This is a genomic window from sulfur-oxidizing endosymbiont of Gigantopelta aegis, assembly GCF_016097415.1.
In the GTDB taxonomy this organism is placed as follows: domain Bacteria; phylum Pseudomonadota; class Gammaproteobacteria; order GRL18; family GRL18; genus GRL18.
Window position 1 is genome coordinate 425,753 of record NZ_JAEHGE010000001.1, and the last position, 25,298, is coordinate 451,050.

25 protein-coding genes, 1 tRNA gene and 2 pseudogenes are annotated in these 25,298 nt (G+C 39.3%); 10 read left to right on the top strand and 18 right to left on the bottom strand.

The window, feature by feature from the left end:
• Nucleotides 1-36: 36 nt before the first annotated feature.
• The 4 genes from JEU79_RS02095 to trxA form a co-directional block, all read right to left on the bottom strand.
• On the bottom strand, nt 37-750 hold the full coding sequence (locus JEU79_RS02095) for a thermonuclease family protein (protein ID WP_198262768.1): 714 nt from the start codon (nt 748-750) through the stop codon (nt 37-39).
• A 116-nt stretch (nt 751-866) separates the two neighbouring features.
• Nucleotides 867-1,076, bottom strand: a complete 210-nt coding sequence (gene rpmE, locus JEU79_RS02100) for a 50S ribosomal protein L31 (RefSeq protein ID WP_198262769.1) — start codon at nt 1,074-1,076, stop codon at nt 867-869.
• A 123-nt stretch (nt 1,077-1,199) separates the two neighbouring features.
• Complete coding sequence (gene rho / locus JEU79_RS02105) at nt 1,200-2,456, bottom strand: transcription termination factor Rho (protein ID WP_198262770.1); 1,257 nt, start codon at nt 2,454-2,456, stop codon at nt 1,200-1,202.
• A 408-nt stretch (nt 2,457-2,864) separates the two neighbouring features.
• Nucleotides 2,865-3,191 (bottom strand): thioredoxin TrxA, encoded by a 327-nt coding sequence (gene trxA / locus JEU79_RS02110; RefSeq protein ID WP_198262771.1) that lies wholly within the window; start codon nt 3,189-3,191, stop codon nt 2,865-2,867.
• Between the two features lie 268 nt (nt 3,192-3,459).
• Between trxA and rep the strand changes: the two genes are divergently transcribed.
• Complete coding sequence (gene rep / locus JEU79_RS02115) at nt 3,460-5,490, top strand: DNA helicase Rep (protein ID WP_198262772.1); 2,031 nt, start codon at nt 3,460-3,462, stop codon at nt 5,488-5,490.
• 119 nt (nt 5,491-5,609) lie between these two features.
• Here the strand turns inward: rep and JEU79_RS02120 are convergent, their stop codons facing one another.
• Together JEU79_RS02120 and JEU79_RS02125 are read right to left on the bottom strand one after the other, a co-directional pair.
• Nucleotides 5,610-7,007: a TorF family putative porin gene (locus tag JEU79_RS02120; RefSeq protein WP_198262773.1), complete on the bottom strand. Its 1,398-nt coding sequence runs from the start codon at nt 7,005-7,007 to the stop codon at nt 5,610-5,612.
• A gap of 393 nt (nt 7,008-7,400) precedes the next feature.
• Complete coding sequence (locus JEU79_RS02125) at nt 7,401-7,913, bottom strand: c-type cytochrome (RefSeq protein ID WP_198262774.1); 513 nt, start codon at nt 7,911-7,913, stop codon at nt 7,401-7,403.
• Nucleotides 7,914-8,129: 216 nt separating this feature from the next.
• Between JEU79_RS02125 and JEU79_RS02130 the strand changes: the two genes are divergently transcribed.
• Nucleotides 8,130-8,206, top strand: a tRNA-Arg gene (locus JEU79_RS02130).
• Between the two features lie 16 nt (nt 8,207-8,222).
• Here the strand turns inward: JEU79_RS02130 and JEU79_RS02135 are convergent.
• From JEU79_RS02135 to gmd, 3 genes are all read right to left on the bottom strand, one after another.
• Entirely contained in the window at nt 8,223-9,185 is a 963-nt protein-coding gene (locus JEU79_RS02135; RefSeq protein ID WP_198262775.1) for an Rpn family recombination-promoting nuclease/putative transposase, read from the bottom strand.
• Between the two features lie 127 nt (nt 9,186-9,312).
• Nucleotides 9,313-10,275: a GDP-L-fucose synthase gene (gene fcl, locus JEU79_RS02140; RefSeq protein ID WP_198262776.1), complete on the bottom strand. Its 963-nt coding sequence runs from the start codon at nt 10,273-10,275 to the stop codon at nt 9,313-9,315.
• 20 nt (nt 10,276-10,295) lie between these two features.
• The gene (gmd, locus tag JEU79_RS02145; protein ID WP_198262777.1) at nt 10,296-11,402 is read right to left on the bottom strand and encodes a GDP-mannose 4,6-dehydratase; all 1,107 of its coding nucleotides are present in this window, start codon (nt 11,400-11,402) and stop codon (nt 10,296-10,298) included.
• A gap of 237 nt (nt 11,403-11,639) precedes the next feature.
• On the opposite strand from gmd, the gene JEU79_RS02150 reads away from it, so the two are divergent.
• On the top strand, nt 11,640-12,590 hold the full coding sequence (locus JEU79_RS02150; protein WP_198262778.1) for a glycosyltransferase family 4 protein: 951 nt from the start codon (nt 11,640-11,642) through the stop codon (nt 12,588-12,590).
• A gap of 318 nt (nt 12,591-12,908) precedes the next feature.
• On the top strand, nt 12,909-13,148 hold the full coding sequence (locus tag JEU79_RS02155) for a hypothetical protein (RefSeq protein WP_198262779.1): 240 nt from the start codon (nt 12,909-12,911) through the stop codon (nt 13,146-13,148).
• 104 nt (nt 13,149-13,252) lie between these two features.
• Here JEU79_RS02155 and JEU79_RS02160 read toward each other — a convergent pair.
• Nucleotides 13,253-14,249: pseudogene (locus tag JEU79_RS02160) on the bottom strand (IS3 family transposase); the annotation flags it as partial.
• Nucleotides 14,250-14,274: 25 nt separating this feature from the next.
• On the opposite strand from JEU79_RS02160, the gene JEU79_RS02170 reads away from it, so the two are divergent.
• Complete coding sequence (locus tag JEU79_RS02170) at nt 14,275-14,700, top strand: hypothetical protein (RefSeq protein WP_198262781.1); 426 nt, start codon at nt 14,275-14,277, stop codon at nt 14,698-14,700.
• Between the two features lie 367 nt (nt 14,701-15,067).
• Here JEU79_RS02170 and JEU79_RS02175 read toward each other — a convergent pair whose 3' ends face one another.
• Both JEU79_RS02175 and JEU79_RS25900 read right to left on the bottom strand, forming a co-directional pair.
• Nucleotides 15,068-15,877, bottom strand: a complete 810-nt coding sequence (locus JEU79_RS02175) for an IS3 family transposase (protein ID WP_198263365.1) — start codon at nt 15,875-15,877, stop codon at nt 15,068-15,070.
• Nucleotides 15,878-15,907: 30 nt separating this feature from the next.
• Entirely contained in the window at nt 15,908-16,228 is a 321-nt protein-coding gene (locus JEU79_RS25900) for a transposase (protein ID WP_198263033.1), read from the bottom strand.
• Between the two features lie 77 nt (nt 16,229-16,305).
• Here JEU79_RS25900 and JEU79_RS02180 point away from each other — a divergent pair, with 77 nt between their 5' ends.
• Nucleotides 16,306-16,923, top strand: coding sequence for a hypothetical protein (locus JEU79_RS02180; protein ID WP_198262782.1), 618 nt, complete (start codon nt 16,306-16,308; stop codon nt 16,921-16,923).
• Between the two features lie 211 nt (nt 16,924-17,134).
• The gene (locus JEU79_RS02185; RefSeq protein ID WP_198262783.1) at nt 17,135-18,709 is read left to right on the top strand and encodes an ATP-binding protein; all 1,575 of its coding nucleotides are present in this window, start codon (nt 17,135-17,137) and stop codon (nt 18,707-18,709) included.
• A 5-nt stretch (nt 18,710-18,714) separates the two neighbouring features.
• Here JEU79_RS02185 and JEU79_RS02190 read toward each other — a convergent pair whose 3' ends face one another.
• Genes JEU79_RS02190 through JEU79_RS02200 form a run of 3 tightly spaced genes read right to left on the bottom strand, consistent with a single transcriptional unit; the run spans nt 18,715 to nt 20,771 of the window.
• Nucleotides 18,715-20,256, bottom strand: a complete 1,542-nt coding sequence (locus JEU79_RS02190) for an ATP-binding protein (RefSeq protein WP_198262784.1) — start codon at nt 20,254-20,256, stop codon at nt 18,715-18,717.
• A 46-nt stretch (nt 20,257-20,302) separates the two neighbouring features.
• A complete protein-coding gene (locus JEU79_RS02195) occupies nt 20,303-20,539 on the bottom strand; it encodes a BrnA antitoxin family protein (RefSeq protein ID WP_198262785.1) in 237 nt (78 codons plus the stop codon).
• A complete protein-coding gene (locus JEU79_RS02200) occupies nt 20,526-20,771 on the bottom strand; it encodes a BrnT family toxin (RefSeq protein WP_198265818.1) in 246 nt (81 codons plus the stop codon). The genes JEU79_RS02195 and JEU79_RS02200 overlap by 14 nt, the downstream gene beginning before the upstream one ends.
• 15 nt (nt 20,772-20,786) lie before the next feature.
• Here JEU79_RS02200 and JEU79_RS02205 point away from each other — a divergent pair, with 15 nt between their 5' ends.
• Entirely contained in the window at nt 20,787-21,140 is a 354-nt protein-coding gene (locus tag JEU79_RS02205) for a PD-(D/E)XK nuclease domain-containing protein (RefSeq protein ID WP_198262786.1), read from the top strand.
• 61 nt (nt 21,141-21,201) lie between these two features.
• On the opposite strand, the gene JEU79_RS02210 is transcribed toward JEU79_RS02205, so the two are convergent.
• Together JEU79_RS02210 and JEU79_RS02215 are read right to left on the bottom strand one after the other, a co-directional pair.
• Nucleotides 21,202-21,591, bottom strand: a complete 390-nt coding sequence (locus tag JEU79_RS02210) for a hypothetical protein (RefSeq protein WP_198262787.1) — start codon at nt 21,589-21,591, stop codon at nt 21,202-21,204.
• A 44-nt stretch (nt 21,592-21,635) separates the two neighbouring features.
• Nucleotides 21,636-22,055: a hypothetical protein gene (locus tag JEU79_RS02215; protein WP_214660471.1), complete on the bottom strand. Its 420-nt coding sequence runs from the start codon at nt 22,053-22,055 to the stop codon at nt 21,636-21,638.
• Nucleotides 22,056-22,130: 75 nt separating this feature from the next.
• On the opposite strand from JEU79_RS02215, the pseudogene JEU79_RS28265 reads away from it, so the two are divergent.
• Nucleotides 22,131-23,256 (top strand): annotated as a pseudogene (locus JEU79_RS28265) (IS3 family transposase).
• Nucleotides 23,257-23,629: 373 nt separating this feature from the next.
• On the top strand, nt 23,630-24,265 hold the full coding sequence (locus JEU79_RS02235) for an FAD-dependent oxidoreductase (RefSeq protein WP_246539909.1): 636 nt from the start codon (nt 23,630-23,632) through the stop codon (nt 24,263-24,265).
• A 130-nt stretch (nt 24,266-24,395) separates the two neighbouring features.
• Here the strand turns inward: JEU79_RS02235 and JEU79_RS02240 are convergent, their stop codons facing one another.
• On the bottom strand, nt 24,396-25,292 hold the full coding sequence (locus JEU79_RS02240) for a cation diffusion facilitator family transporter (protein WP_198262790.1): 897 nt from the start codon (nt 25,290-25,292) through the stop codon (nt 24,396-24,398).
• Nucleotides 25,293-25,298 lie beyond the last annotated feature (6 nt).

A 25,298-nucleotide genomic window follows, 5' to 3' on the forward strand; every position in this document is an offset into this window, starting at 1 on the left:
AAAGAGTTATTAGATATTTTAAAAAATAGTTAGATATTAAAGAGTACTTGGAATAATCAGATCGTGAGCAGTACGCACAGCGATAGACTGCCTACCTTTATAGGTACTCACCCAGCCTCTGACTCGAACGTATTTGCCCACTAAGTTTTTTAACTTCAGCCCTGGGAAATATTGCCTGTCTTTTTTGGCAATTCGGATAGCTAATTTTTTACTCAATTGTAAATAGATACTTTTTCTACTTTCACTATAGGCTGTGATCCTGCCTTTTACAAAGCGCTGACCTTTGCTTTTTTTAGATAATTGACTGGCATTTTGCCATTGATTTTCCTGTAAACGCCAAATACCCTTCTGTGCATCACGTGCTTCTCTTTCCACACGACGATAACATTGAATTCGTGCATCATTAGGTGGCACGACAATACTATGCGCTAGGCCTTTAGCTAAGAGTAATTGCTCAATGCTTCGACCATCAGGCAAATTAATATAGGCTAATACACGTTTATAGTGATCTTTTTTATCTTTATCATACGTCAGGCCAATTTTTTTATCTCGTCCTAACAATTCTACTAAGGCTTCACGAGCCTTTCTTGCATAGGGCTGAGAACGAGCACCACGACGACCAATTTCAGGAGTATTAATACCAATAAAGCGGATTTTTCTACCATCAGTCAAGTGTACTGTATCACCATCAACAATGCGTGACACTTTAGCCCAGTCATCAACCTGTGCTAATTGCTGCTGCGCTGACAAGCAAGGGGAAGCAGCGCTGGCGACGTGAATCTGAGCCAGAAAAAAAACAAAAAAAAGACACCTCAGAAAACTGAGATGCCCTTTTTTTTGTGTCACATCAAAAATCGATGAAGTGCTTATTTCTTCATACCATACTTCTGACGGAACTTATCAACACGACCAGCAGTATCAACTAATTTTTGCTTACCGGTATAGAATGGGTGACATTCTGAACAGACTTCGATAGACAGTGTATCTTTAGCCAGTGTTGAGCCTGTACTGAAACTATGGCCACAACTACAGGTGACTTGAACTTGTTCGTATTTTGGGTGGATATCTGCGCGCATAATATTAAACCTTTTTAAGTGCTTTGAATGCCGCCACCAGAACTTATTTTTAAAATAGTCTGACACCGCAATCATTAAGAACGGGCGATCATACGCCCCTTCCAGGATTTTTTCAAGAATTTCTTAGCGATTCATGGAATTAAAGAATTCTGCATTGGTTTTGGTATCACTCATCTTATCCTGCATGAATTCCATCGCACTGATTTCATCCATAGGGTGCAAGATTTTACGTAAGATCCAAACTTTATGTAAGTCTTCAGGATTCATTAGTAGGTCTTCTTTACGCGTACCGGAACGATTTACACTGATGGCAGGATAAATGCGTTTCTCGGCCAACTTGCGGCTCAGATGCAATTCCATATTACCTGTGCCTTTAAATTCTTCGTAAATGACTTCATCCATTTTTGAGCCGGTATCGACTAAGGCTGTTGCTAAAATGGTCAAAGAACCACCTTCTTCAATATTTCGTGCCGCACCAAAGAAGCGCTTTGGACGTTGTAATGCATTGGCATCTACACCACCAGTCAAGACTTTGCCTGATGATGGTATGACGGTATTGTAGGCACGGGCGAGACGGGTAATGGAATCCAGCAAAATAACCACGTCTTTTTTATGTTCGACTAAGCGCTTGGCTTTCTCAATCACCATTTCTGCCACTTGTACGTGACGACTGGCGGGCTCATCAAAGGTTGAGGAAATGACTTCACCTTTTACTGAGCGTTCCATTTCTGTTACTTCTTCTGGACGCTCATCAATCAGCAACACCATTAAAAAACATTCTGGATGATTGGCTGCAATGGACTGAGCAATGTTTTGCATCATCATTGTCTTACCGGTTTTAGGTGGCGCAACAATTAAACCACGCTGACCTTTACCGGTAGGTGACATCAGGTCAATGACACGAGCCGTAAAATCTTCGGTACTGCCATTGCCCTGTTCCATGGTGAAGCGATCATTAGGGAACAAAGGCGTTAGGTTTTCAAACAGCACTTTATGACGTGAATGTTCGGGTTGGTCAAAGTTGATTTCATTCACTTTGAGTAAAGCAAAATAACGTTCGCCATCTTTAGGGGGGCGAATTTTACCTGAAACCGTATCACCTGTTCTTAGCCCAAAACGTCTGATTTGACTGGGTGAGACATAAATATCATCAGGGCCGGCCAAATAAGAACAATCGGCTGAACGTAAAAAACCAAAGCCATCTTGCAGAATTTCTAATACGCCATCACCATAGATATCTTCTCCACTCTTAGCATGTGCTTTAAGAATGGCAAAAATAACATCTTGTTTTCTCGCTCGGGAGATATTGTCGATTTTAAGATCTTTGGCGGATTCGATTAGTTCTGAGGCGGGTTTTTTCTTTAATTCGGTGAGATTCATGTTGACCTTTAGTGTTTCTGTCTATTGATAGTTAATTGATAGGCAATAATTGATATGATTTTAAAATTTGGATGAGTTGTTAATTCAGTTTCCGTTTAGGCTTGTGTGATTTTCTGGATTTGTCAGTCTAAGATTTTTTTGTCAAAAAAGCGGACTTACACAATCATTAATAAATCATTTTGTCATTATATTATCAAATGGAGTATTGAAATTTTTTGTGAGGCTTATTACGAATGGGTAATATTTAACTTGTATAAAAATTGCTTATTAATACTTGTAGTAATATTTCTATATTGAAATTCTGACGAATTCTACCCTAAAAAAAATAGGATGTCCAGCAACTTATCTAATTTAATTGAAAATTATATAAATAAACTGCTGAAAAAAACCTTTAACAACTTAAATAGCTTAAATATTGCTATCGATAAAGGCTGTTAATTGTGACTTGGAAACAGCGCCAACTTTAGTCGCTTCAACCTGGCCATTTTTATACATCATCAAAGTTGGGATGCCACGAATACCAAATTTAGGCGGGGTATTAGGATTATCATCAATATTGAGTTTAGCAACCTTCAAGCGGCCTTCATATTCATCGGAGATTTCATCCAGAATTGGCGCTATCATTTTACAAGGTCCACACCAATCTGCCCAAAAATCAACCAATACCGGCAAATCATCCTGAAGTACTTCTTCATCAAAGGTATCATCGGATACGTAAACGATCTTATCGCTCAATTTAAATTCTCCAAATTTGTCTTATGCTGTGAAAAACGCAATATCGAACCGGGATAAACACAGTTGATTCATTTTCGTCTTTCTTCTTATGACAAAGGATATAGTTCAATGTCTCAATATTCAAGCTTCTTTCGTAAATAATAAGCAAATAATCATTAATTTATTCACAGAACAAACAACTTGTAGTCTTAATTTGTTAAAATAGGCTTTTTATCTGCCCTGAGAATGGTCTTGCATTAATAATCTTCACCCACTCCGGAAATCTGCTTTGCCTGAATTGAATCGCCGCCAACAACAAGCTGTTGAACATATTGATAGTCCTCTTTTAGTATTAGCCGGTGCCGGTAGCGGCAAAACCCGGGTGATCACCAATAAAATTGCCTATTTAATTCAGCAATGTGGTCATAAAGCCCATACCATTGCCTCGGTTACTTTTACTAATAAAGCCGCCCGTGAAATGAAAGAACGGGTGTCGCAAATTATCCCTAAGTCACAGACACGAGGGCTTAGGGTTTCCACTTTTCACACCTTAGGCTTGAATATTATTAAGTCTGAGTTAAAACGCTTAGGCTTAAAAAGCGGCTTTTCTATTTTTGATACCCATGATAGCCATGCCTTGCTCAAAGATTTAATGCGCCAGCCCGATGCCAAGGGAAAAAGCCTCGATGAAGAAACCATCAAAGAACATTTTGAGAAAATAGCCAAACAAATCTCCAATTGGAAAAATGATTGTCTCACCCCTGAGCAATTAGCACAGGAAACCGCAAGCGATCCGGCATTTAGTTATCATGTGAAAATTTATGGCGAATACAATCACCATTTACGTACCTATAATGCAGTGGATTTTGATGATTTGATCATGTTGCCCGTACTCGTATTCAGCAATCACCCTGAAGTACTGGAAAAATGGCGCAATCGCATTCGTTATTTGTTGGTTGATGAATATCAGGATACCAATACCACGCAATATCAATTAGTGAAATTGCTAGTAGGGGATCGCACCTCGTTAACGGTTGTGGGCGATGATGATCAATCCATTTATTGCTGGCGCGGGGCAAAACCTGAAAATCTAGCCTTGTTGGAAAAAGATTTTCCACAATTGCGGGTGATTAAGTTAGAACAAAATTATCGCTCCACAAAAATTATTTTAAAAGCCGCTAATACCCTCATTGCTAATAATCCCCACGTGTTTGAAAAAGCCCTATGGAGTGAATTAGGCAATGGTGAGCCGATTCGAGTCATGCGCGTGGCGGATGAGCATAAAGAAGCGGTAAGAGTGGTTTCATCCCTCGTTGCCCATCATTTTCGCTTTAAAAAATCCTATGGTGATTATGCCATTTTATACCGTGGTAATCATCAGTCACGCTTGTTTGAAAAACAACTCAGAGAGCAGCAAGTCCCTTATTTCATTAGTGGTGGCACTTCGTTTTTCTCGCACATCGAAATTCGTGACATCATGTCTTATTTGCGCCTCATGGTAAATCCATCGGATGATAATGCTTTTTTACGCATCATTAATACCCCAAGGCGTAAAATCGGTAGTGCCACCATTGAAAAACTCAGTCACTATTGCAATCAGTCCAATACCACTTTATTAGCCGCCTGCGACCATTTAGCTTTAAATGAGTACTTGCCTGACAATGCCATACAACGGCTCAGCGAGTTCGCCCATTGGATGGAGCGCTTGCAACGTCAGAGTGATTCTGACAAGCCCATTAAAGTGGTAGAACAACTCATTGTTGATATCGACTACGACACCTGGCTGTTTGAAACTAGCAATACCGAAAAACAGGCCGAAAAACGCATTGAAAATGTCAATGAGCTAGTGGCCTGGATCAAACGCCTGCATGAAAATGAACCCGAAAGCAGTTTAGGTGATCTGGTCTCCAAAATGCTCTTACTGGACATTATGGAGCGCAATGAAGACGATTCGGCCAATGATCAAGTCGCCCTCATGACCATGCATGCCTCAAAGGGCTTAGAGTTTCCCTATGTCTATATTGTGGGCATGGAAGAAGAATTATTACCTCACCGCACCAGTATTGAAGAAGAAAATGTTGAGGAAGAGCGACGACTTTGTTATGTCGGTATTACCCGGGCACAAAAAGAGCTGACCTTTAGTTTGACCGCTAAGCGCAAGCAATATGGAGAAATGATCGATAGTGAGCCTAGTCGTTTCTTAGATGAATTACCGCAAGAAGATCTGGAGTGGCTCGATGGCAAGCAACAACTTGAAGGAGAAGAGCGGAAAGAGTTCGGCAAAGCCAGTATGGCGGGGATTCGGGATATTTTGGGCTAATGAATACCTGGGGTTCGATTGAGGCACGAAGCGTACCATTGCAAGGCATAAAAAAAGCCGTTCTTCTTAAGATAAGAAGAACGGCTTTTTATTGACTACTTGAATATTCGCTAAACGGTTTAGAAACCTTTAGAGAAACTCAGAACAAAGCGATCATCACAATTGCCTTTGCTCGCAGCATAGCCATAAGCATCACATTCTTTATTGCTTAGGTCATTGCCGACATAGCTCACATCAACATTAATGCCACCAAAGTCACGGTTCACACCTAGCTTATAGTCAACATAATCAAAATCTCTGCCACCCTTGACTTCATAAGCATCACCGAAGGATTTACCAACGCTTGCGCTTAAAGCTAGGCCCATAGGCATTTCATCGTAATCAAAGCCTGCATGAACATATTTTGATGAATCATGAGAACCAAACCAGCTTGGGCTATAAGCAAAACCGGCTGAGAAATAGCTATATGAACCATTCAAATACCATTCAACGGGATCATCATGAGATGAAGTATCATTATAGTTATACTTGATTACACCCACATCATAAGAAAAATCACCGATGTCATTGGCAAAACCAGCATAAGTATCAAACTCCAGATTAGTGTCACCAAAGGCAACATTAGAAGCCCAAACACCAATATAAGCACCGCTATCATGGCTATAATCAAAACCGCCCTGAAGTGCGCCATCATTATCTGACTGTGAAATACCACGGAAATAATAATCCGTCACTAAGCTAACATTAGCAGTAATTGGCAAATCAGAACCTTCTGAAGACTTGCTTACATCATCAATTGACTTAGAAATGGTTAATACAAAACGGTCATCACAATTACCTTTGCTCGCCGCATAACCATAAGCATCACACTCTTTATTACTTAAGTCATTACCAACATAGCTAACATCCCAGTTCAAACCATAAAAATCTTTGTTCAAACCAATTTTATAATCAACGTAATCATAATCTCGGCCACCCTTCACTTCATAAGCATCGCCAAATGACTTACCGACGCTCGCACTTAAAGCTAAGCCCATAGGCAATTCATCATAGTCAAAACCTAAGTGAATATATTTAGATGAGTCATGCGAACCAAACCAACTTGGGCTATAAGCAAAACCAGCGGAGAAATAGCTATAAGAACCATTTAAATACCATTCAACCGGATCATCATGAGAAGAAGTATCATTATAGTTATATTTGATAACACCAATATCATAACCAAAATCACCTACTTCATTGGCGAAACCAGCATAAGTGTCAAATTCAAGGTTGGTATCACCAAAGGCAACATTAGAAGCCCAGACACCCGCATAAACACCGCTATCATGTGACCAGTCAAATCCACCTTGAATGGCACCGTCATTGTCTGACTGAGAAATACCACGGAAATAATAATCAGTGGTTAAAGCAACATTTGCAGAAACAGTACCAAAGCCTTCTGCACTTGCGATAAGAGGTGTTGCAACGATAGAAGCAACAGCCAGTGAAAGTAACGATTTTCTAATTGTGATCATAAGCTATCCAAAAAAATTATGTTGTGAAAAAACAACGAAACTATGTAGATATTTAGCATCTTTCATGCCAAAAACAACATTTCAATGTATATCAATGAGTTGTAAAGCTTGAGTGTTTTACGGGGGTAATAAAACTGTCACATTTGCACCAAAACAAAACATGAAAGGGTGCAACCGCACCAGAATGTAACATTAGACTAAAATTAACGCTCGTTACATCATTTATTTACTTGGAATATACAATTGATATGAACGACTTGCGTTTGGCAGTGGGTGGGTTTTGGCTTTCCGCCCCTTTAACTTTTTTAAACAGATAGTCGAGCACATGGCTGCACAATAGCAGCCCGTACTCACTCTCTATTCTTTAATTGATGAATATGTTAAAAAACGCTTTTACTTCATCATAAACTCAATAGCAGCCTGAACTTCAGCATTACTCAAATCCGCATTACCACCACGAGCAGGCATTGCACCTTTACCTGTAATCGCTGATTTTACTAATCCTGTTAAATCACCATTCGCCTGTAAACGTGAATCCCAGGCTGCTTTATCACCAATTTTAGGTGAACCCAGTAAACCAACAGAGTGACAAGCAAAACAAGTGGCTGTAACAATCGCATTAGCATCAATACCACTGGTATCAATATTTGACATATCATCTGATTCAGCAGCCTTTTCAGGTGCCACAGCAACAGATGCCTTTGCTTCAACAAGCGCAACGACTTCAATTGGCTTTAAGCGCTCAATCACTGCAGTACGATCCATTGCATTCGCCGTAGGTGTACCAAAGGAAGCAGCAAAAGAAGTTAAAATAATAAAAACCCATATAACAACTAAAGTGATTGAACCTAATAACGGAAACAATAGAAAATAACTGGTTGCTTTTACTTCTTCACTACTACTCATATCGATACTCCTAGGACTATTAAGATTGGCACGTTTAAAATAAGTATCCATCGAAATACTTATTTTAAAAATATTGGAGTGCGTATTATACACTAAAACCCATATTGGGACTAGTCGATTTTTTGCAGTGAAAACAGGCAAGCACCTCTTAAATTTAGTTTTTTCGATGAACCTTTTAAATTTTCCTTAATATAGTGTATAGTTTCGCATTCAAATGCGCCTGTAGCTCAGCTGGATAGAGTGCTGCCCTCCGGAGGCAGAGGCCGGACGTTCGAATCGTCTCAGGCGCACCATTTTCTTTCTCCATTGTTACTTTAACTGAGATTTCAATTTTTCTATCTCAAGTTGAGCTCGTTTTAGTTCGGCTTCAGCTCTTAACTTTTCATCAACAGCCTTATTCTTAGCCTCTTCAGCCTTATTCTTAGCCTCTTCAGCCTTTATCTTTTCATCAATAGCTTTATCCCTAGCACCAACAGCTTTATTTCTGTCATCAAAAGCCTTATCCCTGGCATCAACGGCCTTATTCTTGGCTTCTTTAGCTTGTTCTTTTTCTAGTCTGGCTAACTCTTTTTCTTCTTCCATTGTCATTTGATCACGCAGGTAGTTAATCCGTGCTCGATAACGATCGTATGCGCGTTCTTTTTCGGAAAACTGTTTTAAAATGGCCATGGCTTGCCCCATCTCTTTGGTTTGCATGTACTGTGGTAAATGGCCGTCATTCAACGCTTTGCCTTCTCGAAAAAAGCGTGTCCAGCGATCAAGATCGTTTTCGACCTGAGATTTATTCCATTTACACAACTCTATAATATGTATATTAGCATGTTCCGTTAATTTCAACTTATTTTTATCATCGTAAAAGCTAAAAGAACTGTGGAAACCAAGGAAATTTTGGAACACCACCTTATTGACTAACCAAATTGAAATCACAGGTTTTAACTTAGTCCAAGAATCACCTTCTTTCAGTTGGCGGCTATAAATTTCTGCCCAGTTATGGAGCATTCGTTGCTTAAGACTATTTGAAACAAATAATTGAATTTCTATTTGAAAAACATTTCCGGCATCATCATTTGCTTTGACATCAACAATGCTCATTTTATCCGTCATAAAATCCTTTTCATTATAGGGATTTATGATAGTTAAATTAGCAACGGGAGAATGTAATTCCCCCTCACAAACAGAATTAATGAAATTGAGTAATAAATTGATATGCTCATTAGAACCGAGAATGGCCTTAAAAACGCAATCCACCATGGGATCAACTGAATGCTTCATAAAATATCCTTATTTTGATAATCGTACAACAAGATAAGAATAATGTATAAACGTACAAATATCAACTAGTATGATATTACTTTTTTATGAATTAAATCTGTGGAGCTATAGCCCGTAGAAGTAGTATCTAGCGACTCAAGAAATCCTGATAGGCGTCTGCCAGGCCTGTTTTTAAATCAATTTTTGCCTGCCAGCCCATTTGGTTTAAGCGTGATACATCGAGCAATTTTCTAGGGGTGCCTTCGGGCTTACTCGCATCAAAGACTAGTTGGCCTTCAAATCCGACCACGTCTTTGACTGTTTGTGCTAACTCAGCAATAGTGACATCTTCGCCCGTACCAACATTGATGTGGGACAACATGGGTTCAGTATTTGCTTGATACACTGAGGCATCCATTTGCATGATAAAAACACTGGCAGCCGCCATATCATCCACATTGAGAAATTCTCGCATCACCTTGCCCGTCCCCCACACTTCAACCGCATCAGCCTTGGCCTGCTTGGCTTCATGAAAACGTTTGATCATGGCGGGCACAACATGACTATTCATACCGTGATAATTATCACCCGCCCCGTAGAGATTGGTCGGCATAACAGAACGATAATCGGTGCCATATTGGCGATTATAGGACTCACATAATTTGATACCAGCAATTTTTGCCACTGCATAAGGCTCGTTGGTGGCTTCTAAAAGCCCCGTCAATAAGTCAGATTCGCTCATGGGTTGCTTGGCAAATTTAGGATATATGCAAGAGCTGCCTAAAAACAATAAATGTTTGATCCTGGCAGAATAAGCCTCATGTATGACATTGGCTTCTACCATCAAGTTGTCATAAATAAACTCAGCAGGATAGGTGTTATTAGCATGAATACCTCCCACTTTTGCTGCGGCCAAAACAATATAGTCTGGCTTTTCTGTCTGCATGAAGTCTCTTACGGCCTGCTGGTTGCAGAGATCTAACTCGGCATGTGTGCGACCTACAATATTTTCAATACCGAGGGCATGCAATTGACGGATAATGGCAGAACCTACCATGCCACGGTGTCCGGCAATATAGATATTTGAGTCTTTATTCAATACATTATTCATTGTTATTTATTCGTTATCAATTATTCATTATAGTCAAAGGTTTTAAAGCCTTCTTTTTTACACAGCTCATCACGTTGTGCGATGGACAGATCTTCGCGCACCATTTCAGCCACCATTTCTGCCAGCGTGATTTGTGGCACCCAGCCTAATTTCTCTTTCGCTTTCGTGGGATCGCCCAATAAGGTTTCCACTTCTGTCGGACGGAAGTAGCGTTCATCCACCTGTACCACCACCGTGCCTTCTTTTAATGCTGTATTCCCAGGCTCAACAATAATACCTTTTTCATCAATACCTTTGCCTTCCCAACGCAACTTTATACCCAGCTCATCAGCCGCTGCATTCACAAAGTCACGCACTGAATATTGAACTCCCGTGGCAATACAAAAATCATCCGGCTCATCCTGCTGCAACATCAACCATTGCATTTCGACATAATCCTTGGCATGGCCCCAGTCACGCTTGGCATCTATATTACCCAGATAAAGACAGTCTTGCAGTCCCAAGCTGATGCGGGCAATCGCACGAGTGATTTTACGGGTCACAAAGGTTTCACCGCGCAATTTAGACTCATGATTAAACAAAATGCCATTACAGGCATACATGCCATAGGCTTCACGGTAATTGACCGTGATCCAATAGGCATACAACTTAGCTACCGCATAAGGGGAACGAGGATAAAATGGGGTGGTTTCTTTTTGCGGAACTTCTTGAACCAAGCCATATAATTCAGAAGTTGAGGCCTGATAATAACGCGTCTTTTTCTCTAAGCCTGAAATACGTATCGCTTCGAGAATACGCAAAGCGCCCAGTCCTACGGTATCTGCCGTATATTCTGGGCTTTCAAAGGATACCGCCACATGACTCTGCGCACCGAGGTTATAAATTTCATCAGGACGTACTTCCTGAATGATGCGCACTAAGTTCATCGAGTCACTTAGGTCACCATAATGCAAAATGAAATTGCGATTACTAACATGTGGATCTTGGTACAAGTGATCGATTCTATCGGTGTTAAAAGAAGAGGCGCGACGCTTAATACCATGCACTTCATAGCCTTTTTCTAATAAAAACTCAGCCAAATAAGCGCCATCCTGACCTGTTACACCCGTAATTAGTGCTTTTTTCATCGTTATTTAAATCCTTAATATGGCAATTGAACAAGATTAGCTATTTATTTACATCAAGCTCGTCTTTTATTGAGACTTATTATACACAAGTGGCTGCTATTAATTTCATTTTATTCACTACTCATTTATAATTCAGCAATGTCTATTCTAACATTTTTTTCACATATTATTTTTGCCGTCTCATTGTTTGTTATCTCTTTTGCTATCACTTGGTTCATGTGCCATAAGGTAGCGATTATGGATCATCCTAATGAGCGCTCATCTCATCAAATTGCTGTACCGCGTGGCGGAGGCATCGCCATCGTCATTACTTTTTTTATTGGCATGCTGGTGATTTATTTTGTGGGGGATAATACCCATATCAAACAAGAGTATATGCAAGGCTTTATCATCTCCTCACTGCTCATCGCAGGCATCTCATTTTATGATGACATCAAGAGCAAATCCGCCCGCTTTAAACTGATTTCACAACTCATCGCAGTCTTATTAGTCTTATGGTTCGGCATTGTACTTGATGAGTTGGCATTTCCTATTGTGGGCTATGTTAAACTGGGCTGGATAGGCTACGTGCTCTCACTATTTTGGATCATAGGGCTCACCAATGCCTATAATTTTATGGATGGGCTGGATGGACTCATCAGTGGCATTACTGTCATTGCCAGTTTGTTTTTTATGGCCATCAGCTACTATGGCGGCAGTCATTTCGTCTATATCAGCTGTTATACACTACTTGCCGGTTCACTCGGCTTTTTGATGCTCAATCGCTCCCCGGCAAAAATATTCATGGGTGACGTAGGGAGCACATTTATCGGTTTTACCTTTGCCACATTGGCCATTATTGCCGCACGATATGATGAAGCCCATATTTCCTTTTTTGTTGTGCCCCTACTGCTATTCAACATTATCTATGATGTGATTTTCACCCTGATACGACGCAAGCTCAAGGGTGAAAAACTCACACAGGCACACCGTACTCACTTATACCAATTGATGAACCAAATAGGTTATAGCCATCTGGAAGTGTCATTAAGCCATTATTGCATGGCCTTCTTGCAAGGGATTGGAGCACTGTGGATGGTGCAATTACAGGGTTCCAATCGGATCTATATTTTTCTCCCGTTTCTTGCCTTACAAATTATTTATAGCGTATTAGTGATACGCAAGGCCAAAGAAAAAAATATTTTATAAACAATACCGGTGCACGCCAACAACAACTTCTGCTTCATGAATGGATATATGCATTTTTGGATTCTAACATATCATTTCATTTCAAATTTTGGGCCACTATACCCAATCAGCAATTCTCGCTGAGATGAACAATTGAGTTGTAGTGGTGCTTACCAAGCAGAAATAAAAAAACTTTTCGCAGTAACTTTAGCAAAATTAAAAAAATCGAATAAAAAGCTTGCATTTTGAGAAACAAGAGATCAAACCCTTGTTTTTCAATTGGTTGAATGACTTCATGTTAAAAAATATTTCCCTTTTATATGCTTGGTACTGTGAATTTTGGCCTCTTTAAGTCAGCAAAAAAAACATTTAAGTTTTTCTGCCCTGAAACAGGCCATCTCACTGCACTTTCATGCAATCAAAGATAGCCGAGTACAAGGAAAGTGTGATTACAGTCAACATGATGTGCTTATGAGTGCTTTTGCCTGCATGTATTTTCAAGATCCCTCTTTAAGTGAATTGATGTGTTCTGGAACGATAGAGCCGTTCCATTCACCCAAGGTATTTTCACAACGGTAATGATCCTGTTACAATATCTTCACGGCACAGGCTGAGGAGCCGATGGCCGTCAACGGTAATGGGCGGCATTTATGTCGCCTTTTACCCCTCTTCAATCAATCGATTTAAGCTATTTCCTGCTGTATTTCATAATCGACTGGTGACAAATAATCATTAGCCGAATGAAGTCGCTCCCGATTATAAAATACCTCAATATATTCAAATATTGCCTGCTTTGCTTCTACTCTGGTTTTGAATCGACAATGGTGCGTCAATTCAGTTTTCAAACTATGAAAGAAGCTCTCTGATACAGCATTGTCCCAGCAATTTCCTTTGCGGCTCATAGACTGAATTATGTTATGATCCGACAATATTTTTCTATGACTATCAGAGGCATATTGGCTACCTCGGTCAGTATGCCAAAGCAATCCATCCATTGGTTTACGCTTCCATATGGCCATCAGTAAAGCATCATTGACTAGCTTGGCTTTCATTCGCTCATCCATCGACCAGCCAACAATTTGCCTAGAGAATAAGTCAATGACAACCGCTAAATATAACCAGCCTTCCTTGGTGGCAATATAGGTAATATCACCCACATAGTAGCGATCAGGTTGAGAGACAGTAAACTCTCTTTCCAGTAAATTTGGAGATATACGCTTATTATGCTTGGAATTAGTCGTCGCTTTAAAGCGTCTCTTCGTTTTACAAAACAAACCGGCTTTTTTCATTAATCGACCAATTCTCCGGCGGCTTATATGAACGCCTTTTTCAGCCAGTTTTCTTTTAAGACGACGGGTTCCATAAGTCTTGCGACTGTCTTCAAACAGTTTTTTAGCTGCTCAGTAAGCGCTTCATTTTCTTTCTCTCTATCCGTTTTAGGAGAGCTAACCCAATCATAATAGCAACTACGGGAAACATCCATAAAACGGCACAGAATCGTTACCGGGTAATCTTTAGCCTGATCAGTTATCCATGCGTACTTCACAAAGTTTCCCTTGCAAAGTACGCTGTGGCCTTTTTAATAAATCACGCTCCTGAATCACTTTTGCCAATTCCGGTTTTTTTCAGACGTTTTACTTCATCATAAATGTGTTCATCACTTCTATTGGCTACCGTCTTTGTCCACATTAAATTTCAGAAACAGATGGAAGAGGAACAGAATCAAAATAATTTACGCACTCTTTTTAATGTTGAAAAAATTCCTAAAAATAGTCAACTAAGAGACATTTTGGATCTCATACCCTCTAAAACATTTGCACCTGCATTTAAAGATTTATTTGAACGACTCAGACGACATAAGCATCTTGAAGAGTATGCCATATTACCCAACACATTGCTTTGTGTTATTGATGGCACGCAATATTATTCCTCTAAGCAAATCCATTGTGACTGTTGTCTTCATAAAGAATATAGAACGGGTGAAATAACCTACAGTCATGCTGTTTTACAAGGTGCCATTATGCACCCCGATAAAAAACAAGTGCTCCCTGTCATGCCTGAAGCAATACAAAATACGGATGGTACAAAAAAAAACAGGATTGTGAAAGTAATGCAGCCAAACGTTTTATAGCCAATCTAAAAAAAGCACATCCAAGACAAGGATTTATGATTTGTGGTGATGGTTTGATGTCACATCAACCTATGATTGATGTGTCAACACTTTTCCGGACAGTTTTCTAAATATTTTTTTGGCTGTTTCAAGTGATTTTTGTCATTTTGTATTTCCTATCATTTTAGTTTCTCATGTTAACTTTAAACAGATGAAGAGAAAGGGCTTTGCCCTCTGGAACGATAGAGCCGTTCCATTCACCCAAGGTATTTTCACAACGGTAATGATCCTGTTACAATATCTTCACGGCACAGGCTGAGGAGCCGATGGCCGTCAACGGTAATGGGCGGCATTTATGTCGCCTTTTACCCCTCTTCAATCAATCGATTTAAGCTATTTCCTGCTGTATTTCATAATCGACTGGTGACAAATAATCATTAGCCGAATGAAGTCGCTCCCGATTATAAAATACCTCAATATATTCAAATATTGCCTGCTTTGCTTCTACTCTGGTTTTGAATCGACAATGGTGCGTCAATTCAGTTTTCAAACTATGAAAGAAGCTCTCTGATACAGCATTGTCCCAGCAATTTCCTTTGCGGCTCATAGACTGAATTATGTTATGATCCGACAATATTTTTCTATGACTATCAGAGGCATATTGGCTACCTCGGTCAGTATGCCAAAGCAATCCATCCATTGGTTTACGCTTCCATATGGCCATCAGTAAAGCATCATTGACTAGCTTGGCTTTCATTCGCTCATCCATCGACCAGCCAACAATTTGCCTAGAGAATAAGTCAATGACAACCGCTAAATATAACCAGCCTTCCTTGGTGGCAATATAGGTAATATCACCCACATAGTAGCGATCAGGTTGAGAGACAGTAAACTCTCTTTCCAGTAAATTTGGAGATATACGCTTATTATGCTTGGAATTAGTCGTCGCTTTAAAGCGTCTCTTCGTTTTACAAAACAAACCGGCTTTTTTCATTAATCGACCAATTCTCCGGCGGCTTATATGAACGCCTTTTTCAGCCAGTTTTCTTTTTAAGACGACGGGTTCCATAAGTCTTGCGACTGTCTTCAAACAGTTTTTTAGCTGCTCAGTAAGCGCTTCATTTTCTTTCTCTCTATCCGTTTTAGGAGAGCTAACCCAATCATAATAGCAACTACGGAAACATCCATAAAACGGCACAGAATCGTTACCGGGTAATCTTTAGCCTGATCAGTTATCCATGCGTACTTCACAAAGTTTCCCTTGCAAAGTACGCTGTGGCCTTTTTAATAAATCACGCTCCTGAATCACTTTTGCCAATTCTTTTTTCAGACGTTTTACTTCATCATAAATGTGTTCATCACTTCTATTGGCTACCGTCTTCACCGGTTTGGAATATTTACTGATCCAGGTATGTAGAGTATTTACATTAACACCTAGCTCCCTGGCAGTCTGAGAAACGGGTTGATCCGTCTCATTAGCTAATTTGACAGCTGATTCTTTAAATTCTGATGTATAGCTTTTATTCGGTTTTTTTGTTTGATCATTCATTTTATTATCTTTTAGTTATTTTAAGTTGTGTGTCCGGTTAAGTATAGCCACATTAGATAGAAGATATAATTGAAGAAATGATGCATTATTTATTGGTTGCCAAACCTGGTGATCACACATATTTATTTGAATGGCTTGAAGCATTTTCTGAACTCCCATCAATGGACTGGATTGACGAAAAAGGGCACCAACATCATTATCGATGGAAAAATAATGTCCCTTTACATGGCGAAAAAAATGCCATTGAAGTTAACTTTTTTGAATATACCCTCACCAATACCGCAGGGAAAATTATCTACCGAAATAGCTGGGTCACCGACATAAAGATCAGTGAACATAATATTCAAACAATGACCCAGGCGGGTCGATGTCGTTGGAAAATAGAAAACGAATGTTTCAACACATTAAAGAACCAAGGCTATCACATTGAGCATAATTATGGTCATGGGAAGAAGCACCTGAGCTTTAATATGTATCTGTTAACCTTGCTGGCTTTTTATTTCCATCAAATTTTTGAATTAACCGATGGGGCTTATCAAGCTTGTCGTAAAAAGTTTGGCTCTAAAAAATTAATGTGGGAAAAGTTCAGAGGGGTTATTACCTTTTTTGTGATGGACTCCTGGGAACATTTAATGGATTTTTTATTGTACAGAGACGATTATGAGGAGATGAGACCTGTAAAAATAAGAAAATAAACCTATTTTAGGGAAAATGCGTCGATTAAACGCAGCATCTCCCGTGCCTGCTATTTAGAAAGAAAGAACAAAAAAAATTTTAAAAAGCATCAGGCAAACAAAAAATGCTGTTTTCAGCTTAATTCATAAGAATAAGTTACTTCACCGAGTTTTGCTGATACCCAATGAATCGACTTAGCTTGCCAGTTTCTTTTTTGTTATACTCAAAAACATGAAAAAACTGCCCATTGCCATCACCACATTTGCTGATATTCGCGACCCCGAACAAAATTATCTCTATGTCGATAAAACAGCGACTGCTCTACGCTTAGCTGACCGTGGTAGATATTATTTTCTCTCCCGTCCTCGGCGCTTTGGTAAGTCTTTATTTCTAGACACTCTGAGTGATTTATTCCAGGGAAATAAAGCCTTATTTGAAGGTCTGGCGGCTTATGAGCAATGGGATTGGTCTGTGAGCTATCCCGTGATTTCAATTTCTTTAAATTCTGGTGATTTCAGCAGTAAGCTTCAGATTCAAAAACGTATTATCAACATTCTCAAAAACAACCTAAAATACCATCAAGTCGAATGTGACGACACTCAGGATATTCCCGGTTGCTTTTCTCAGACAATTCAAAGTATTTATGAAAAACACCAACAGAAAGTAGTCATTTTAATCGATGAATACGACAAACCCATTCTGGACAACATCGCCAACCGAGAACAAGCAAAAGTCGCAAGAGAGGTATTAAAAACCTTCTATAGCGTCATCAAAGACAATGACCGCTATATTAAATTTGTCTTTATTGCCGGTGTCTCTAAATTCTCTAAAATGAACCTCTTTAGTGGCCTAAACAATCTGACTGACATTACCACCATGACCGATTATGCCGATATTTGCGGTTATACCCAGCATGATATCGAAACCACCTTTGCCGAGCATTTGCAGGATGTTGACTTAGACAAACTCAAGCAATGGTACAACGGCTATGATTATTTGGCAGGGGATGAAAAGCGGGTGTATAACCCTTATGATATTTTATTGTTTATCAACAATGGCTGTCACTATGAAAACTACTGGTGGGAAACCGGCAATCCCTCTTTTTTAATTGAGAAGCTTAAAGAACAGAATTATTACATTCCTAATCTGGAAAACATTATTGTTTCCAAAGAAATTCTTAACACCTTTGATATCGAAAAAATTGACCTCGTCGCACTACTTTGGCAAACCGGCTACCTCACTTTCGCCAATAAGGTTTTAACCTATGATGAGGCCTATGATTATCAGCTCAAAGTGCCCAATCGAGAAATTCAGAAGTCTCTAAACCAGTTGTTTATTAACTACCTTACCGATCAGTCCCTGGAAGTTCGCCCCCAACAACAACAAATTTATCAGGCCATTAGTGATGACATCACACAACTAGAAAGCACGCTAAGCGCTCTTTTTGCCGCTATCCCCTACAACAACTACGCCAATAAAATCATTGAACGCTATGAAGGCTACTATGCCTCGGTAGTCTTTACCTATCTCATGTCCCTAGGCTTTCCCTGTGTCGCAGAAGATGTCACCCATAAAGGCAGAATTGACCTGACCATCAAACTACCCCATCGCATCGTCATCATTGAGTTTAAAGTGGATCAGCAAGAAACCGCACTCGCGCAAATCAAGACCAAGCGCTATTGGGAAAAATACCTTATAGAAGCTAAAACTCAGCAACAAGAAATTGTCTTGGTCGGGATTTGTTTTAGTAGTGCCAATAAAAATATTACAGAATTTGAAGTAGAACAGGTAGATATTTCAATATGATGCCATTAACACTGCAAACGCTCACACTCAAAGGTAGAAATATTTCTTGCTTGCGTATCAAAGGTTATACCCAGCAGATAAATAGGCAGGTTTTCAGCTAAGTATTTCTCATGGTATTGCTTTTCTTTGATCTGCTCTAAGGCCGAAGTCCCGTCTGTTTTAAACTCACAAATATAGATGGCATTGTCCAGTTTTATAGTTAAATCAATTCTGCCCTTATTGGTGACATCTTCACCGACGATATCAAAGCCTAAGGCTTTGATATAGGCATAAAAGAGACTGACATAGTAACCTTCATATTCATACATCTTGTTATTTGTGAACAGATTATAGGGGATGGATGCAAACAGTGCTTTTATGTTAACTTCCAGTTTAACTAAGTCTTCCTCTAAAAGAGCATACAGGATATTATCATTGACTTGTACTGAGTTTTGGATTTTACTCATAAAGTCCGCTATGCTACCCATCAGTGATATTTTCACCTCCTGATTAGGGATATCCAATTGGTAGCGTATGCCTTTTGGTGTCTCTTTCGTGTCTACGATAGTCAAATACCCCGTCTGCCACATCAACGTTTCAAGTTCAATATAATCGACATCAAAACTGTTTAACATTGTCTCATCTTTGATAATATTTTCTAAATTGGGCAAGAAATAGTTATTTTTTTCGATTATCTTTAAAAGAAAGCTGGGCGTTGCTGTTGAGAACCAGTAATTTCTAAATTCAAAATTGTTTGAGATAAAAAGCAGAATATCAAAGGGATTGTAAACGCCTTCGCCTAAAAACTTGTAGCCGTTATACCAGGTCTTAATCTTCTCAAAATCTTGCCCTTCCAAATGCCGGGCAAAGGTTGTTTCTATATCATTTTGTGTATAGCCACAAATGGTGGCGTATTTGTAGTGTAGGGTAATATCTTGTATGTTATTTAAGCCACTAAAAAGGCTTACTTTTGAGAACTTGCTGACCCCGGTGATAAAGACGAATTTTATATATTCATCACTATTTTTTATCACACTATAAAAGTTTTTAAGCAGCTCTCTATTTTCTCGTGCTATTTCAGTTTGATCAATATTATCCAGTATGGGTTTGTCATATTCATCAACTAAAACAACTACTTTTTTATTGTACTTTATATATGCCTCTTCAATGAGGCGCTTAAAACAGCCCGCAGATGAAAAGTCTTTGGGGCACTCTATGCCTAAATGCCTTTCGTTTGTATCGAGAATTTCGTATATGGTTTGGTTAAGTTTTTCTCGATCTGAAAAATCACCACTTCCAAAAGAGATATGAATGATAGGATGTTTCTCAAATGTATAGCCATTTTCATCAATACTCAGCCCTTTAAATACTGCTTTGTTACCATCAAAAATGGTCTTTAGGGTATCAAGAAAAAGAGACTTGCCAAACCTTCTCGGGCGCGACAGAAAGTAGTACTGACCATTTTCTATCAATTCTTGAGCGATATCAGTTTTATCGACATAAAGATAACCTTCATCCAGTATCGTTTTAAGTGTTGATATACCAATGGGCAATTTTTTAAGTTTCATTCGATTATTTTCAAGCTTTTTAAATTGGGAAAACGGATGGATATAACTAAGGCTTTAAGCCTCTCTCTATTGATTTTCGTAACAGAGTATTAATCAATGTTTGATAGGCTATATGTTGCTCAGCAGCATATTTTTTTAGGTAAATTAATACATCATTATCAATGCGCATCGTCGTTGGTACTTTTTTCGATGCATAAAAACGACCACGCACACCTTCACTAAAATCATAATGTTCATCTAACTCAAAATCATCATGTTTTGCTCTTTCTTCAATAGGTTTCATAAGTTTGTACCTCTTGTTTATTGGCTTCCCGAGCAGAAATAATCCGGATGATTTCCCGACCATCATCAGAAAAAAAAAGATTTGCAACCACCAGAATTTTTCTTGTTTTTGCAGCCCCTAATGTGATCCACTGTTCTTCACGATAATTAAACCTAAAATCTAACTGCGATATTTGTAAGGGATCATCAAACACCTCCCTCGCCTTCTCAAAGTCCCTAATCGGTAAATTCAGAAACCTCTAAAGCAGTTGTTTATTAACTATCTTACCGATCAGTCCCTGGAAGTTCGCCCCCAACAACAAATTTATCAGACCATTAGTGATGACATTACACAACTGGAAAGTACGCTAAGCGCCTTATTCGCCAGTATTCCCTACAACAATTACGCCCCGAAGGAAGTGCCCTTGGGGTACGCTAACAAAGTTATTGAGCGTTACGAAGGCTACTATGCCTCGGTAGTTTTCACCTATCTCATGTCCCTAGGCTTTCCCTGTGTCGCAGAAGATGTCACCCATAAAGGCAGAATTGACCTAACCATCAAACTATCTCATAGAAGCCCAAACTCAGCAACAAGAAATTGTCCTGGTTGGGATTTGTTTTAGTAGTGCCGATAAGAACATTACTGAGTTTGAAGTAGAAGAAGTCGGTGTAACAGAATAACAATCAATCTAAGGCGATTATTTTCAACCTTTTTATAGTTACTTCTCCAGCAGTTGCAATCGGATCTAACCTCATCACACGGCCTAAATTATTAACACCTATAAATGCATGGACAGTATTCTCACCTTTTTTGACTGGGAAGCGTAGTGAGTTTTTTTCTGAAAGAGCGCGCGTTTTCTGAGTCGATTCAGTATAATAAATCTGTAGTCTTGACTCAACAGAGGAGGTCATTTGTATATCTATTAGGTATCGCGTATTTGCTTTAAATGATAGCAGTGGGAAATTAATCCGGGGATCATCACCTGCTGATTTCACAAACAAATCACCACTATCGTTCACTGAACGATGAACAGTTCCTTTGATCGAAAGTTTATCCCAGTCATTTGCAAACAAAAAAGAGTTTGAATTTCCTTGTTCTGACGTAGAAGATGAGCCGATCACATCAAAAAAAAACTAATCCATAAAATCAGTGACAACAAAGAAAGCGCCAAAGTAAACCACATGACCTTTTGGTTTAAGTTGGTGACTTTTAACAAAAAACGTGTCACCGTCTCTAAATCATGTATTTTTTTAGGAATCGAAGCTGTTGGAACACCTTTAACGGGTATTGTCTTGGTGTTTTCGGCAATACGGCAGAGAGCCCCCGTTCCTTCAATTGCAGACTTGTATTTTTCCGCAATTTCTTTCGACAGGTTTCTTTTTAAGACTGTTTTCTCTTTTGAAAACAATTGTTTGACAAGTTCAGGATTATTGTTAAAAAATTGCTCAAGATTCTTCTTAACAACGACATCACAGCCATCTTTAATTTTCCGTTCAAAAACTAAATTGTATGTTTTTTCTAGATCTTCACTCAACATTCTATCTCAGCATTAATCATTCTTAAAAACATTCAATTATCACTGTCTATACAATACGGTGATAATGAAACTTTAATGTGGCTCTATACATCAGAATTTAAAGAATCAGCTGTCAAATTAGCTAATGAGACGGATCAACCCGTTTCTCAGACTGCCAGGGAGCTAGGTGTTAATGTAAATACTCTACATACCTGGATCAGTAAATATTCCAAACCGGTGAAGACGGTAGCCAATAGAAGTGATGAACACATTTATGATGAAGTAAAACGTCTGAAAAAAAGAATTGGCAAAAGTGATTCAGGAGCGTGATTTATTAAAAAGGCCACAGCGTACTTTGCAAGGGAAACTTTGTGAAGTACGCATGGATAACTGATCAGGCTAAAGATTACCCGGTAACGATTCTGTGCCGTTTTATGGATGTTTCCCGTAGTTGCTATTATGATTGGGTTAGCTCTCCTAAAACGGATAGAGAGAAAGAAAATGAAGCGCTTACTGAGCAGCTAAAAAACTGTTTGAAGACAGTCGCAAGACTTATGGAACCCGTCGTCTTAAAAGAAAACTGGCTGAAAAAGGCGTTCATATAAGCCGCCGGAGAATTGGTCGATTAATGAAAAAAGCCGGTTTGTTTTGTAAAACGAAGAGACGCTTTAAAGCGACGACTAATTCCAAGCATAATAAGCGTATATCTCCAAATTTACTGGAAAGAGAGTTTACTGTCTCTCAACCTGATCGCTACTATGTGGGTGATATTACCTATATTGCCACCAAGGAAGGCTGGTTATATTTAGCGGTTGTCATTGACTTATTCTCTAGGCAAATTGTTGGCTGGTCGATGGATGAGCGAATGAAAGCCAAGCTAGTCAATGATGCTTTACTGATGGCCATATGGAAGCGTAAACCAATGGATGGATTGCTTTGGCATACTGACCGAGGTAGCCAATATGCCTCTGATAGTCATAGAAAAATATTGTCGGATCATAACATAATTCAGTCTATGAGCCGCAAAGGAAATTGCTGGGACAATGCTGTATCAGAGAGCTTCTTTCATAGTTTGAAAACTGAATTGACGCACCATTGTCGATTCAAAACCAGAGTAGAAGCAAAGCAGGCAATATTTGAATATATTGAGGTATTTTATAATCGGGAGCGACTGCTAATGATTATTTGTCACCAGTCGATTATGAAATACAGCAGGAAATAGCTTAAATCGATTGATTGAAGAGGGGTAAAAGGCGACATAAATGCCGCCCATTACCGTTGACGGCCATCGGCTCCTCAGCCTGTGCCGTGAAGATATTGTAACAGGATCATTACCGTTGTGAAAATACCTTGGGTGAATGGAACGGCTCTATCGTTCCAGAGGGCAAAGCCCTTTCTCTTCATCTGTTTAAAGTTAACATGAGAAACTAAAATGATAGGAAATACAAAATGACAAAAATCACTTGAAACAGCCAAAAAAATATTTAGAAAACTGTCCGGAAAAGTGTTGACACATCAATGTCGGTTACAAAATCAATAAGCAAGATGGTTTCGTAGCCGGTCGTGCTGGACAAATCTATGAGTGTGCCGCCCTATTGGATCACAGTCTAAAAGAAAAAGGCATTCGTGATAAGTTTGAAATACATTTCTTTTCTTCTAATGTTGAACCCGGTGAAACGGGTAATATTACCGACCGTTTGCAAGAAAGAAACATCATTCTTGACTATGGCTATGAGCCTGTAGAATTCATTGAAGGTGGCATGAAGGATGCGGATGGAAGCATTCGTAAGGCTGATTTAGTCATGTATTCACCTGGCATTACCGGTGCTAAATGGCTGGCCGATTCTTGTATTAGTGTTTCAAAAGGTGGTCATATTGATGTTGATAAGTATGGTCAGGTTAAAGGTCTGAGCAACGTCTTTGCTGCAGGTGATTGTGCTAGTCATGAAGATCCACCACCCTGGGTGCCCCATCAGGCTCACATGGCACAACTTCGTTCTGAAGCCACGGCAAAGAATATTAATGCCGTCGTTGATGGTAAAGCAGCCAATACCACCTATCGTTATGAGCTTTCCTGCATTTTAAACATGGAAAATGATGGTATGTGGATGCATATGTCCAGTGATGGCAAGCCACCTTTCTGGAATTTATTTCCCCGTCGTTCAAAGAATCTCACCAAGTTAAAAGACTTATTTGAAAGGCTTTATTTGGTCTATTTAAAGTTTATGTAAGCCATACTAAGCTTTAAATTTGTAGGATGTGATGAGGTACGAAGCGCATCAAAAACGTTTGATTTAAGCCATTGATGCGGTTCGTACCTCACCACATCCTACATCTGACGTGTCAGGAGCTTGTCATGGTTTAATGACAATTAGGATCATGGGCGGGAAATTCATGTCCATGCTGTTCAACTTGAATGGTTGCATGTTCAACACTAAAGTTGTCATGCAGGTGTGATTGGATTTTAGCGAGAAATTGATTATCAATCTTCTCCGAAGAGACAACCAAATGTACCGATAATGCTGTGATTGTGGTACTAATTGCCCAAACGTGTAAATCATGAAAATTATACACTTCATCAATATCTGATAAATACTGCTTAATGCCGGGCATATCAATATTTTCCGGTACAGCATCAATGGAAAGATTGAATGAGTCGCGTAACAGTCCCCAGGTACCGATCAAAATAATCATCACGATGGCAATACTCATCAGAGGATCAATGATCAGCCAACCCGTTTGCCAGATAATTAAACCGGCTATAGCAACTCCCAATGAAATAGCTGCATCGGCTGCCATGTGCAAATAAGCGCCACGGATATTAAGATCATGCCCCTGATCAGAGACAAATAATAAGGCGGTGATGGTATTGATCACCACACCAATTAAAGCCACTATGATAACGGTCGTTGTGGCTATGGGCTGTGGCTCATTAAAACGTCCTACGGCTTCCCAAACGATGCCACCCAGTGCAAGTAAAAGTACAATTGCACTGGCAACAGAGGCGATAACCGTCATTTTTCGATAGCCATAAGTCCTTTTTTCTGTAGTTGGCTTATTGGAAAAATAAAAAGCGCCCCAGGCCAACAACAAGCCTAATACATCACTGAGGTTATGACCAGCATCAGCCAACAAAGCTAATGAACCAGCCAAAACCCCATAAATCGACTCAATAATAACAAAAATAATGTTTAAGCTAATGCCAATGGCAAAGGCCTTATTATAATTTTTACTACCATGTGAGTGATTATGTGCCATTTGAAT